The 12,711-nt window shown below is 73.0% G+C and carries 13 protein-coding genes; 5 read left to right on the forward strand and 8 right to left on the reverse strand.

From position 1 onward, the window contains the following. The first annotated feature begins 17 nt into the window (after nucleotides 1-17). Nucleotides 18-1,130, forward strand: coding sequence for a polysaccharide pyruvyl transferase family protein (locus AB0C78_RS14450; protein ID WP_360746966.1), 1,113 nt, complete (start codon nucleotides 18-20; stop codon nucleotides 1,128-1,130). Nucleotides 1,131-1,176: 46 nt separating this feature from the next. On the opposite strand, the gene AB0C78_RS14455 is transcribed toward AB0C78_RS14450, so the two are convergent. The 5 genes from AB0C78_RS14455 to AB0C78_RS14475 form a co-directional block, all read right to left on the reverse strand. Beyond that, on the reverse strand, nucleotides 1,177-1,893 hold the full coding sequence (locus tag AB0C78_RS14455; RefSeq protein WP_360746969.1) for an ABC transporter permease: 717 nt from the start codon (nucleotides 1,891-1,893) through the stop codon (nucleotides 1,177-1,179). Continuing rightward, entirely contained in the window at nucleotides 1,890-2,801 is a 912-nt protein-coding gene (locus AB0C78_RS14460; RefSeq protein ID WP_360746972.1) for an ABC transporter ATP-binding protein, read from the reverse strand. The genes AB0C78_RS14455 and AB0C78_RS14460 overlap by 4 nt, the downstream gene beginning before the upstream one ends. 52 nt (nucleotides 2,802-2,853) lie before the next feature. After that, nucleotides 2,854-3,732: an ABC transporter permease gene (locus AB0C78_RS14465; RefSeq protein WP_360746975.1), complete on the reverse strand. Its 879-nt coding sequence runs from the start codon at nucleotides 3,730-3,732 to the stop codon at nucleotides 2,854-2,856. Further along, nucleotides 3,729-4,787 carry an ABC transporter ATP-binding protein gene (locus AB0C78_RS14470; protein WP_360746978.1) on the reverse strand — a complete coding sequence of 353 codons (1,059 nt, stop codon included), beginning with the start codon at nucleotides 4,785-4,787 and terminating at the stop codon, nucleotides 3,729-3,731. Before AB0C78_RS14470 ends, AB0C78_RS14465 begins: the two co-directional genes overlap by 4 nt. 63 nt (nucleotides 4,788-4,850) lie before the next feature. After that, nucleotides 4,851-5,807, reverse strand: a complete 957-nt coding sequence (locus AB0C78_RS14475; protein ID WP_360746981.1) for a DUF389 domain-containing protein — start codon at nucleotides 5,805-5,807, stop codon at nucleotides 4,851-4,853. Between the two features lie 119 nt (nucleotides 5,808-5,926). On the opposite strand from AB0C78_RS14475, the gene AB0C78_RS14480 reads away from it, so the two are divergent. Both AB0C78_RS14480 and AB0C78_RS14485 read left to right on the forward strand, forming a co-directional pair. Then, the gene (locus AB0C78_RS14480) at nucleotides 5,927-6,775 is read left to right on the forward strand and encodes an HNH endonuclease family protein (RefSeq protein WP_360746984.1); all 849 of its coding nucleotides are present in this window, start codon (nucleotides 5,927-5,929) and stop codon (nucleotides 6,773-6,775) included. A gap of 28 nt (nucleotides 6,776-6,803) precedes the next feature. After that, nucleotides 6,804-7,160 carry a hypothetical protein gene (locus AB0C78_RS14485; RefSeq protein WP_360746987.1) on the forward strand — a complete coding sequence of 119 codons (357 nt, stop codon included), beginning with the start codon at nucleotides 6,804-6,806 and terminating at the stop codon, nucleotides 7,158-7,160. A 78-nt stretch (nucleotides 7,161-7,238) separates the two neighbouring features. Here AB0C78_RS14485 and glmM read toward each other — a convergent pair whose 3' ends face one another. The 3 genes from glmM to rplM all read right to left on the reverse strand — a co-directional run bounded on the left by glmM (nucleotide 7,239) and on the right by rplM (nucleotide 9,826). Further along, nucleotides 7,239-8,582 (reverse strand): phosphoglucosamine mutase, encoded by a 1,344-nt coding sequence (gene glmM / locus AB0C78_RS14490; protein ID WP_151542728.1) that lies wholly within the window; start codon nucleotides 8,580-8,582, stop codon nucleotides 7,239-7,241. A gap of 187 nt (nucleotides 8,583-8,769) precedes the next feature. Beyond that, entirely contained in the window at nucleotides 8,770-9,282 is a 513-nt protein-coding gene (gene rpsI, locus AB0C78_RS14495) for a 30S ribosomal protein S9 (RefSeq protein WP_151542729.1), read from the reverse strand. 91 nt (nucleotides 9,283-9,373) lie between these two features. Then, entirely contained in the window at nucleotides 9,374-9,826 is a 453-nt protein-coding gene (gene rplM / locus AB0C78_RS14500; RefSeq protein ID WP_151542730.1) for a 50S ribosomal protein L13, read from the reverse strand. Between the two features lie 652 nt (nucleotides 9,827-10,478). On the opposite strand from rplM, the gene AB0C78_RS14505 reads away from it, so the two are divergent. Continuing rightward, on the forward strand, nucleotides 10,479-11,213 hold the full coding sequence (locus tag AB0C78_RS14505) for a CAP domain-containing protein (RefSeq protein WP_360746992.1): 735 nt from the start codon (nucleotides 10,479-10,481) through the stop codon (nucleotides 11,211-11,213). A 117-nt stretch (nucleotides 11,214-11,330) separates the two neighbouring features. Beyond that, nucleotides 11,331-12,698: a hypothetical protein gene (locus tag AB0C78_RS14510; protein ID WP_360746995.1), complete on the forward strand. Its 1,368-nt coding sequence runs from the start codon at nucleotides 11,331-11,333 to the stop codon at nucleotides 12,696-12,698. The last annotated feature ends 13 nt before the right edge of the window (nucleotides 12,699-12,711 follow it).

The following is a 12,711-nucleotide window of genomic DNA, read 5'->3' on the forward strand; positions in this document are numbered from 1 at the left end:
ACATGCTCTGGAGTGAAATGATCTATCTCGTCGGCACGACCGGGTACCCGAACTACGGCGATGAGCTGATCGCCGCGGCCTGGCTGCGGTACCTGGCCGCGGTCGCCCCGGACACCGACGTCTGGCTGGACTGCCCGCACCCCGGCCCGGCGCAGATGCTGCTCGACGGGATCCACCCGCGGGCCCGGTTCACCGACACGTTCTGGCGGCTGTGCTGGGAGGCGCCCGGCGACGGGCCGTGGGAGAAGGCCGGCTGGGTGCGCCGCGCGATGCACCGCCCCGCGATGGCCTGCCGCTGGGTGGCCGGCATCGAGCTGGCCGCGCGGGCGCGGACCGTCCACCTCATCGGCGGCGGGTACGTCAACGGGGTCTGGCCGAAGCACTACGGGCTGCTCGCCGCCGCCGTGGGCGCGGTCGAGCGGTCCGGCGGGCGGGCCGTCATGACCGGGCAGGGGCTCTGGCCCGCGCCGGACGACGCGGTGCCGCTGATCCGGGAGCTGGCCGCGTGCTTCGAGCTCGCCGACGTGCGGGACGAGCCGTCCGAGCGCCTGCTCGGCGGCGCGGCGGCGGTCGGCCGCACGGGCGACGACCTGCTCCTCGGCCTCGGCCCGCACCTGTGCCGGCCGCCCGGCGAGGAGCTGCGGGAGGTGATGCTGTGCCTGCAGTCGGACCTGCTGGAGATGCCGCGTCCCGCCCTGGCGTCCTTCGTGACGGCCACCATGCGGGCGTGGGGCGTCACCGGCGACCGGATCGGGGTCGTCGAGGGCATCCCCGGCGTCGACCGGGCGATCTTCGACCTGGTCGAGCCGTACCTGCCCGGCATGCGCTTCTACCCGTTCGCCGGCATCTGGGCGAACGGGCTGCCCGCCGGGCCGGAGCAGGTCTGGCTCTCCACCCGGTTCCACCCGCACCTGGTCGCCGCCGCCGCGGGCGCGGCCGGGGTGGCGGTGCCGGTCAACCCGGACTACTACTCGACCAAGCACCGCTCCCTCGTCGACGCGGGCAGCGGCTGGGCCCTCGCCGAGCCCCCGGCGGTGCCGGAGCGCCCGTCCGGGAACGGCTTCGACCCGGCGGCGCTGCACGCGCTCCAGCAGGGCAAGGCCGCGCTGGCCGCGAAGATCTACTCCTGACGCCCGGCCGTCCGGCGCTCAGCCGTCCCGCGCCGGGGCGGCCGGGTCATTCGGCGCTGGCTATGGTCAGGGAGCGCAGCCGGAACGCGGCCAGGAACGCGGCGCCCACCGTGACGGCGATGAGCAGCGGGATCGCGACGCCGAGGTCGACGGACGAGCTGACCGGCGACGCCGGGGTCAGCGCGTCGGTGACCGACAGCGCCCACTGCTGGATGGACGCCGACTTGGCGCCCGGCGCGAAGCTGCCGAGCAGCGTCTCCCACACCAGCGCGTACAGCAGCCCGATCGTGACCGCGTTGCGGCTCAGCACCGCCAGCGCCACGAACACCGCGCTGTAGGCGACGCCGCCGACCAGCACGCCGACGGTGAAGGCGGGCACGAGCTGCGCGGTCGTCCCGGTCAGCAGCAGCCCGGCCAGCAGGGTCGGGACGACCGAGAACGCCGCGACCAGCACGATCGCGACCGCCAGCTTCGTCAGCACGATCACCTGCCGCGGGATCGGCTTGGTCAGCACGTACATGATCTGGCCGTCGTCGATCTCCGGGCCGATCACGCCGGTGCCGGCGATCAGCGCGAGCAGCGGCAGCAGCGTCGCGAGGCCGAACTTCTGCAGCACGTTCGCCGATATGTCCAGGTCGTTGTTGCCGGTCCAGCGCAGCACGACCGCCAGGACGACCAGCAGCGCGGGCAGGGCGAGCAGGAGCAGCGCGCGCCGCCGGCCGAGCATCGCCCGGAAGGTGATCATCGCAATGGTCGCGTTCATCGGGCCACCAGGTAGGAGAAGACGCTTTCGAGGGACTCGTCGGCCGGGGAGACCTCCCACAGCCGGACGCCGGCGTCCCGGGACACCTGCGGGAGCAGCCAGGTGAAGCGCTGGAAGTCGACCGCCTCGACGCGCAGGCCCTTGTCGGTGAGCTGGACGCTGCGGGCCGAGCCGTCGGCGATGACGGCGGCGGCGAGGCCCCGGTCGTCGGACGAGCGGACGAGGAAGATGTGCGGCCGGTCGGTCATCAGCCGGCGGATCTTGCGGAAGTCGCCGGACGCGGCGTGCCGGCCCGCGACGATCACCTCGATGTGCCCGGCGAGCCGCTCGACCTCCTCCAGGATGTGCGAGGAGAACAGGATCGTGCGGCCCTCGTCCGCCATCCGGGTGATCAGGTCCATCAGCTGGAGGCGCTGGCGCGGGTCCATCCCGTTGAACGGCTCGTCCAGCAGCAGGACGGGCGGGTCGTGCACGAGCGCGGACGCCATCTTGATCCGCTGCTTCATGCCCTTGGAGTAGGTGCCGATCGTCCGGTTCGCGGCGTACGCCATCTCGACCCGGTCGACGGCCTGGCGCGCGGCGGCCTTCGGGTCGGGCAGCTTGTGCAGCTTCGCCATGGACAGCACGAACTGCTCGCCGGTCAGGAAGTCGTAGGCGCTCTCGCGTTCGGGGACGAGCCCGAGCCGCCGGTAGATGCCGGGGTTCTGCCAGATCGGCTCGCCGTCCAGGGTGATCGTCCCGGACGAGGGGGCGAGGAACCCGCCCATCATGTGGATGAGCGTGGACTTCCCGGCGCCGTTCGGGCCGAGCAGCCCGGTGACGCCGGGGCCGATCGTCATCGACACGCCGTTGACGGCGACGACGTTGCCGTACCAGCGCGACACCTTCTCCAGCCTGATCTCGCTCATGCCCTGCTCCTTCGAGGGGGGACGACCCCCCACGCCCCCCGGTTCGCTGCGCTCACGAGAGTCCCGCCTTCCGGAACCGGCGGTACAGGACCGCGACCGAGCCGGCGACGATCAGCGCGCACAGCGCGAGCGCGACGACGCCGCTGACCGTGCCGGACGGCACGTCCACCGCGGACTTCGCCTGCCCGAGCAGCCGCACCTGGACGATGTCGATCAGGTTGAACGGGGCGAGGATCCCGATCCAGCCGGCCAGCGTGAAGTTGGTCTGGTGCTCGGCGATGCCCTGGATGATCAGCGTGAACGTGCTGGTGATCATGTAGACGGCGATGACGGCGGCGACGCCGAGGCCGCGGCGCGGGGTGAACGCGGCGACGACCGTCCCGATCGCGGCGAGCACCAGCGCGAACAGCACGCAGCCGGCGAGGCCCGCGAGGTAGTGCAGGAACTGGTGCCAGGAGTCCGGCACCTTCGTCACGAGGCCGCCGATGTACAGCACGGTGACGGGCACCGCCATCAGCGCGAACAGCGCGGTGGCGAGCGCGCCGAGCTTCGCCAGCACGAAGTCGAGGTGGCCGACCGGGCGGGAGAAGTACAGCGGGACGACGTGGAAGCGGATCTCCCGGGACGCCAGCACCGGCGCCTGCGTGGCCAGGAAGATCGCGATGATGACCTGGAGGGTGACCGCGTACGAGGAGTAGCGCATCAGCGCCTCGGGCCGCTTGGCGACCGCGACGACCGCGACCGACCCGGCGGCCGGCAGCAGCATGATCGCGGCGAGCAGGAACGGCATCACCTTCGCGCGGGCGGGCCGTCCGAGGCCGAACGCGGCGCGCAGGTTGTGCACGTACAGCGACCGCATCACGTACGCGCGGCCGCTGCGGCGGCCCTCGTAGTGGCGATAGCCGATGTCGTGGATGGTGCTGGTGCTCATCGCGGGCCTCCCTGCGGCGGGCCGGGCGGCGCCGGGACGGGCGGGGCACCGGGGACGGGCGGGGCGCCCGGCGGCGCGGGCGGCGGAACACCCGGCGGACCTCCCGGTGCTCCGGGCGGTCCGGGCGGTCCGGGCGGTCCGGGCGGGACGGTCGCGGCCGGGGCGGTCTGGAAGACCTCCTCGATGTGGTGGCGGCGCTGCTCCATCCGGATCAGCCGCAGCCCGAGGTCGGCGACGCCGTCCCGGACGAGGTCGTAGGTGGTCTCCCCGGCGATGTCGATGACCAGGAACCGGCCCTCGGGGTGCACGGCGACGCCCTGGTCGTACAGGTGCCGCCCGAGCCGGTCGCGGCCCTCGTCCACCTCGACGGTGAGCACGCCGCTCTCGGCGGTGTAGGCCTCGACGGCCTGGGAGCGCAGCAGCTTCCCGCCGTCGATGATGACCACGTGGTCGCAGACCCGTTCCAGCTCGCCGAGCAGGTGCGAGGTGACCAGCACGCTGATGCCGAACTCGGCACCGATGCGCCGGATCAGGTCGAGCATCTCGTCGCGGCCGGCCGGGTCGAGGCCGTTGGTGGGCTCGTCTAGGAAGACGAGCTTCGGGTCGTGCACGAGGGCCTGCGCCAGCTTCACCCGCTGCCGCATGCCGGTCGAGTAGCCGCCGATGGGGCGGTAGCGCTCCTCGTACAGCCCGACGTGGCGGAGGGTGTCGGCGGCGCGCTCGCGCGCGGCGGTCGGCGGCAGCCCGCACATCCGCGCCATGTGCACGACGAACTCCGTCGCGGACACGTCCGGCGGGAGGCACTCGTACTCGGGCATGAACCCGACGTTCTCCCGGATCCGGACGCCCTCGCGGGCGATGTCCATGCCCAGCACGGTCGCGGTGCCGGCGGACGGGGGCTGCAGACCGAGCAGGATCTTGATCAGCGTCGACTTGCCGGCGCCGTTGGCGCCGACCAGCCCGACGACGCCGGGCTCGACGGCCACCGTCAGGTCGTCCAGGGCGGTCACCCGGGGGAACCTCATCGTCAGGCCCTGGGTGGCGATAATCGGCATGTCCCCGAACCTAGCGGCTGGGCGGAGCCGCGGCGTCACCCTTAGGTGCTAGGCGGATGCGCCTTAAGTCGACCGTTTGGCCGCCGATCGGCCCCTCTGGCGGAGGACGGCGTTCCACACGGCCCGCTGGACGAACAGGGTCACCGTCCCCGAGATGATCATCCCGAGGAAGTTGACGGCGAGCTGCTCCAGCGACCCGGTGATCTCGGAGCCGTGCCGGAGCGCCATCGCGACCGCGAGGTTCCCGGCGGCCGGGACGGTGGTGACCGAGATGAAGACGCCGACCAGCGCCGACGACTTCCCGGCCGTCAGCGACAGCACCCCGGCGGCGCCCGCGAGCAGCGCGACGATGAACGACCAGCGGTCCGGGCTGTAGATGAACGCGGTGAGCGGCCGGTTCGCGGGCAGCCGGTCGGTCTCGATGACGCCGATCCACTTGCTGACCAGCGCGCACACGTAGGTGATGACGATCGCGGAGACGAACCCGATGAGCAGCGCCCGGACCGCCTGCCAGATCCGCGCCGGCTGCCGCCGGAAGATCCCGTAGCAGATCGCGGCGACCGCGGCGAACTCCGGGCCGAGCACCATCGCGCCGACCACCAGGACCGGCGAGTCGATCAGCGCGGCGATCCCGGCGAGCTGCGTCGCCAGCGCGAGGAACGCGATGAACGACCAGGTCAGGATGGTCCCCTCGGTGACCTGCCGGTCGAACTCGTCCCACACGACGGCGTCGTCGCCGTGGCCGGGCGCGCGCCGCTCGGCGCGCTCGGCGGCCTCCGACACCGACAGGTCGATCTTCTCCATCGCGATGGAGCCGTCCTTGTCGATGCCGAGCCGGCGCAGCGCGGCGAGGACCTCGTTGGCGGACTCGCGCGCCACGTCGATCTGGACGAGGTCGCCGCGCGGGCTGCGCGCGGCTCCGGGGAGGACGACGACGTTCGTGGCGCCGGCGCACTCCGTCATCGCCGCGCAGACGGCTTCGGTGCGGTCCGGCGGGACGATCGCTCTGAGGTGCAGCACCCGCCACATGCTGCCCTAAAAGCCCGCTGGACGTGGCGCCGACGCGAGTCCGTACGATTTGATCGTTTATTTACCTGCATCTGGGTGAAAGACGACAGAAAACTCCGGGTGGTGAGGGCATGACGCGGCGCAAGGGGCTGCGACGGGATCGCGCGCTTCGACGGGAACGGGACCGGGACCGGGGCCTGGGTCGCAAGGCCCTCGCGGCGACGGCGGCGCTGGCGCTGACGGTGCCGCTCGCGGCGTCCGGCTGCAAGACGGACGCGGGCGCGACCGGATCGGACGGGTCGTCGGGCGGGTCGGGCGGCGGGTCCGGGCCGTCCCGCAGCGACGGGCACTCGGTCAGCCCCCTCGACAACCCCAAGGGCACCAAGCCGGGCCTCGCCGCCATCACCTCCGACGGCGACCGGGCCAAGGCCCGCGCGCTCATCAAGAAGGTCGCCACCAAGGGACGCGGCCCGAAGACCGGCTACGAGCGCGACGAGTTCGGCTACGCCTGGATGGACAACGCGCCCGACGTCCCGTTCGCCCGCAACGGCTGCGACACCCGCAACGACCTGCTGAAGCGCGACGGGCAGGACGTGAAGTACCGGTCCGGCTCGAACTGCGTGATCGTCTCCCTCACGCTCGACGACCCCTACTCCGGCAAGACCATCCACTGGACGAAGTCGCACGCGACCGCCATCCAGATCGACCACGTCATGCCGCTGTCGTACGACTGGCAGATGGGCGCGTCGCGGTGGACGAAGGACAAGCGCGAGTCCATCGCCAACGACCCGCTGAACCTCATCCCGGTGGACGGCCCGCTGAACGGCGCCAAGAGCGACTCCGGCCCGGCGTCGTGGCTGCCGCCGAACAAGCGCGTCCGCTGCTCCTACAGCGTCCGCATCGCGCAGGTGTCGCTGAAGTACGACCTGCCCGTGACGTCCGCGGACAAGCAGAAGATGCTCGAACTGTGCGGCGGCTGACCGCGGGCCGCCCGAATATGCTCGGCGGATGAGCAACGAACCCGACGACAGGCCGGACGCCGAGAACGCCGAGGGCACCGGGAACGGCGAGGGCACCGGGAACGGCGGTGCCGCCGAGCGGCCCCGCGTCCGCACCGAGCGCGGGGTCGGCGCCCGCGCCACCGGCGCCGAGGTGACCGGCGCGTCCGCCACCGGCCTCACACTGCGCCTCGGCAACGGCCTCGGCTCCCTCGCCATCGGCTCCATGGCGCTCGGCGCGCTCGCCATCGGCGCCGTCGCGATCGGCAAGCTCGTGGTGAAGCGGGCGATCGTCGACCACCTGGAGGCCGGCACCGTCGAGATCAAGCACCTCAAGGTCGGCCGCCTGGAGATCGACGAACCCTGACCTGCCGGCGCCCGGCCCGCCGAGGGCCGGGCGCATCGCGGACGCCCCGGCTAGCCGAGCAGGTCGCGGACGCCCCGGTTAGCCGAGCAGGTCGCGGACGGTCCCGGCCAGGCGCTCGGCGACGGCCTGCGCCTGGTCGTGCGACGCCGCCTCCACCATCACCCGCACCATCGGCTCGGTGCCGCTCGGCCGGATCAGCACCCGGCCCGTCTCGCCCAGCTCCGCCTCGGCCTCCGCCACCGCCGACGCCAGGCCCGGGTCGGTCTTCGCGCGGCCCTTGTCGACGTCCCTGACGTTGATCAGCACCTGCGGCAGCCGCGTCATCACCTTCGCCAGCTCGTCCAGCGGACGGCCGCGCCGCACCATCGCCGCCAGCAGGTGCAGGCCGGTCAGCACGCCGTCGCCGGTCGTCGCGTGGTCCAGCATGATCACGTGGCCGGACTGCTCGCCGCCGAAGACGAACCCGCGCTCCTTCATCGCCTCCAGTACGTACCGGTCGCCGACCGCGGTCTCCACCACCGCGATCCCGGCCTCCCGCATCGCCAGCTTGAACCCGAGGTTCGACATCACGGTCGCGACCACCGTGTCCGCCGCGAGCGCGCCCGCCTCCCGCAGGTCCAGCGCCAGGATCGCCATGATCTGGTCGCCGTCCACCACCTCGCCCGACGCGGTCACCGCGAGGCACCGGTCGGCGTCGCCGTCGTTGGCGATGCCCGCGTCCGCGCCGTGCTCGCGCACCGCCGCGCACAGCGCGTCCAGATGCGTGGACCCGCAGCCGGAGTTGATGTTCAGCCCGTCCGGCGCCGTCCCGATGGTGATCACCTCGGCGCCGGCGCGGCGCAGCGCCTCCGGCGCCACCTCGCTGGACGCGCCGTTCGCGCAGTCGACCACCACCCGCAGCCCGTCCAGCGACACCGGCACCGTCGCCAGCAGGTGCGCGACGTACTGCTCGACCGCGCCGTGCGCCTCCCGGACCCGGCCGACGCCCGCGCCCGTCGGCGGCTCCCACGCCTCGCCGAGCCGCGCCTCGATCCGGTCCTCGATCTCGTCCGGCAGCTTGTAGCCGCTGCGGTCGAAGAACTTGATCCCGTTGTCCGGCGCCGGGTTGTGCGACGCCGACAGCATCACCCCGAGGTCCGCGGCCAGCTCGTGCGTCAGGTGCGCGACCGCCGGCGTCGGCAGCACCCCGAGCCGCAGCACGTCCACGCCCGAGCTCGCCAGCCCGGCCACCACCGCCGCCTCCAGGAACTCGCCCGAGGCCCGCGGGTCGCGCCCGACCACCGCCATCGGCCGGTGCCCCCGGAACGCGCCCTGCTCGCCGAGGACCCGCGCCGCCGCGACGGACAGGTCCATGGCCAGCGGGGCGGTCAGGTCGCGGTTGGCGAGCCCTCGCACGCCGTCGGTCCCGAACAGACGAGCCACAGTTCAACTCCCGGAAAGACGAAAAGACCGCGCGGGCGGTCCGGAACGGGTGCGCGTCCCGGCCGCCCCTGCGGTCAAATCTAGTGGGCCAGGCCCCCAGAACACGGACGAGCCGCCGCACCCGGTGCGCCGCCCGTGCGGGGCGGCCGCGGAAACGTCCACGGGGTGCGGCGGCTCGTGCCGCCGATCAGCGCTTGCTGTACTGCGGAGCCTTGCGGGCCTTCTTGAGACCGGCCTTCTTGCGCTCCGGCACCCGCGCGTCGCGGGTGAGGAACCCGGCCTTCTTCAGCGCCGGGCGGTGCTCGATGTTCGCGAACTGCAGGGCCCGGGAGATCCCGAGGCGCAGCGCGCCGGCCTGGCCGGTGGTGCCGCCGCCGTTGACCCGGGCGAGGACGTCGAACTGGCCCTCCAGGCCGAGCAGCACGAACGGCTCGTTCACGATCTGCTGGTGGACCTTGTTCGGGAAGTACTGGTCCAGGGTGCGGCCGTTGATCTTCCACTGGCCGGAGCCCGGCACGATCCGGACCCGCGCGATGGCCTGCTTGCGGCGGCCGGTGCCCGCGGCCGGGCCGGTGGCGACCGGCTGGCCCAGGTAGCTCTCGCCGGCGGCCTCGGGGGTCTCGGTGCTGTACTCGGACGGAGCGTCCTCGTAGGAGTCGAGGTCGGCGCCCTCGGCGGGCGTCTCGATGGACTCGGTCACGCTTCTCCTCAGGTGTTCTAGCCAGGGCGGCGGGCCCGGTGATCCGGGTGCCCCGGCGGCCTCTGCGGGCGCGCGCGGTCGCGCGGCCGCGTTACTTCGCGGGCTGGCTGATCTGGGTGATCTCGAACGGGACGGGCTTCTGCGCCTGGTGCGGGTGGTCCGGACCGGCGTAGACCTTCACCTTCCCGAACATCTTCCGGCCGAGGGAGTTCTTGGGCAGCATGCCCTTGATCGCCTTCTCGACCGCCCGCTCGGGGTGCTTGGCCAGCAGGTCGCCGTAGGCCACCGAGCGCAGACCGCCCGGGTAGCCCGAGTGCCGGTAGGCCTTCTTCTGCTCCAGCTTGTTGCCCGACAGCGCCACCTTGTCGGCGTTCACGATGACGACGAAGTCACCGGTGTCGAGGTGCGGGGCGTAGATGGGCTTGTGCTTACCCCGAAGCAGCTGCGCGACCTGACTGGCGAGACGGCCCAGCACGACATCGGTCGCGTCGATGACGTACCACTGACGCTGTACGTCAGCGGGCTTAGGGGTGTACGTGCGCACGGTCGTCAGCCTTCGTTTCTCGTCGACTTCACAGCGGATATCCTGCTCGCGCCGATCAGGACACTGGGATCTCCGACCTGGCGCTCCGGGAGGCCGGGGCCCGTAACGCGCGCACCCGTCCCCGGGACGGACACGCTGATGGGGCACACCGACACGTCGTTGCGATTCGTCTCCCGCCCGGACAGGCGTCGACGCATACAACAAACCCGCAGGATACCCGCGCGGACGCACGCGGGTCAAAACGCGGAGCGCTGTGGCAGTCTCCCAGCCGCTCTCCAGTATGCAGCATCGTCCGGGGCGCGGGTCCCGGCGGCCCCGCCCTGGCCGGAGGGCCGTTTCGGACGATCTTGGGGTTCGCTCCCCCTTATAGGGATAAGGTGCCGCCGACCGGTCCACGCCGGCTCCGCCGGCCCGCACCCGGGAGCCCCCGCTGTCCCCTGCCCGCAGATCCCGCCGAAAGCCCGGACGCCATCAGGCCCGGCACTCCGGTGAGCCCGCGGCGCGCGGCCCGTCGCCTTCCCCTCGGCCTTCTGCGCGGCCTCCTGCACGACCTTCTGCGGAGCCCGGCCGGTCGGCGGCCTCTGGACGGCGCCGCGCACGGGGCCGCGCGCGGAAGGGGCGCTCCGGCTCCCGGTCCCTGATCGCGATCGCGGTGACGATCGGCGCGTCGGCTCTCGCCATCGGCACGGGCGTCGCGCTCGACCGGCTCGTGCTGCCCCAGCTGCGGTCGGAGCCGATCGCCGCGTCCGACCGCGGCGACGGGCCGTCCGGCCCCGGCTCGTCGGGCGTACTGGACGACGAGCCCGGCTCCGGGACGGGAAGCGGCGCCGGCCCCGGGCGCGGCGCGCGCACCGCGCCCGCCGACGCGCCCGCCACCGGCGCCGTGACGCCGACGCAGAGCACGGCGCACTCCTCTTCCCCGTCGCCCACGCCGTCGACGGCGAAGACGAAACCGTCCACCGAGGACGACGACCCGCCGGCGGGCGGCTCGACGGAGGCGCCCGCCGCCTCCGGCTCGGCGAACGCCGTCGTCGCGCTCACCAACGCCGAGCGCGCCAAGGCGGGCTGCAGGCCGCTGCGCGCCGACCCGAGGCTCGCCGCCGCGGCCCGCGCGCACTCCGCCGACATGGCCGCCCACGGTTACTTCGATCACGACTCCCTCGACGGCGACAGCCCCTGGATCCGGATGCTGGACGCCGGCTACCCCAGCCCCGGCGCGGAGAACATCGCCAAGGGATACGCCACGGCCGCCGCCGTCGTCGGCGGCTGGATGGACAGCCCCGGCCACCGCGCGAACATCCTCAACTGCGGGCTCCGCGCCATCGGCGTCGGCATGGCCGCGGGCCCGGACGGCCCGCTGTGGACCCAGGACTTCGGCTGGACGTGACGGCCCGGGCCCGCACGGTGACCTTCCGCAAAGCACCGGCGTCCGGTTCGCCCCCATGTCATGGTGGGTGTTCCGAAGGTCCAGAGCCCTGAACGAGGAACGGTAAGGTCCAGAGCCATGGGTTATCCGGGCGATCAAGGCAGGCCCGGCGGCAGGCCATCGGGGCCGTCGCCGCAGGCGCCGTACGGCTCCGGAGCCGAGGCGCCACCGTACGGCAACGACAACGACGAGACCTCCGCCTCGCACGGCGAGGCGTCCGGCGCGCGCCCGTTCGGCGGCGACCTCTTCGGGACCGGGCCGCTGGAGGCCGAGCCCTTCGGCACGGGCCCGCTGGAGGCGGAGCCCTTCGCGCCGCCGTCCGCCCCGGCCGAGCCGCTGGGCGGGCCGGCGGGTTCGACGGCCGTCTGGGGCGAGCCCCCCGGGCCGGGAGGCCAGGACGCGTTCCCGCCGGGCGACTTCGGGCCCGCCGGCCACGACCGCTTCGGGCAGGGCCGGCACGACCAGTTCGGGCACGACCAAGCGGATCAGTTCGGCCAGAGCCAGGCGGATCAGTTCGGTCAAGGCCAGGCGGATCAGTTCGGGCAGGGCCAGAACGAGCAGTTCGGGCAGGAGCAGTTCGGACAGGCGCCCGGCGGCTTCGGCCACGGCGACCCCGGGGACGACCCCTACGGCGCCCCGATGCCCGGCGGCTACCCGCAGGGCGACTTCGACGGCGCGCCCCCCGGACCGTCCGGCGAGGACGGCCCGTCCGGCCGGCGCCGCCTCCCGCTGATCATCGGCGGCGCGGTCGTCGCCGGGCTGGTCCTCATCGGCGGCGGCGTCGGCGCGGCGTCGATGATGAAGGACGACTCCAAGCCCGCGAAGAAGGCGCCGCCCGCCGCCGCGTCCACCAAGCCCGCCGCGCCCGCGACGCCGACCGTCCCGCCCCTGCAGGCGGTGAAGCTGCAGAGCCGCACCACCGACCCCGTGAAGCTGACGCTGTCGGAGGTGTTCGGCAAGGCCTCGTTCAAGGCGGCCGGCCACAAGTACGTGCGGACCGCCGCCAGTTCCACGACGAAGTGCAGCGCCGTCGTCGGCGGCACGGCCCTGGAGAAGGCCCTGAAGAAGGGCGACTGCACCCAGGCGCTCCGCGCGACCTACGCGCTCAGCACCGGCTCGCTCATCGGCACCATCGGGGTGCTCAACCTCAAGTCCGAGGACGCCGCCAAGCTGGCCGTGAAGGCCGCGTCCGCGAAGGACGCGTTCCTGCAGGCCCTGCCGGGCAAGGGCGTCACCAAGAAGGCCGGCAAGGGCCTCGCGTTCGGCACCTCGCAGGCGCGCGGCCACTACCTCGTCATGACCTGGGTGCAGCGCCCGGACGGCAAGGCCATCGCCGCCAAGTACCATAAGGCGGTCAGCGTCTTCGGCGCCGAGCTGTACAAGGGCAGTGACCTCGCCCTCGCCCTGCACTACAGGGAAACAGAAGGCAAACCCCTCAAGAAATGACCGGTTTGAATAC

Source organism: Actinomadura sp. NPDC048394, from assembly GCF_040651755.1.
Lineage (GTDB): Bacteria > Actinomycetota > Actinomycetes > Streptosporangiales > Streptosporangiaceae > Spirillospora > Spirillospora montaniterrae.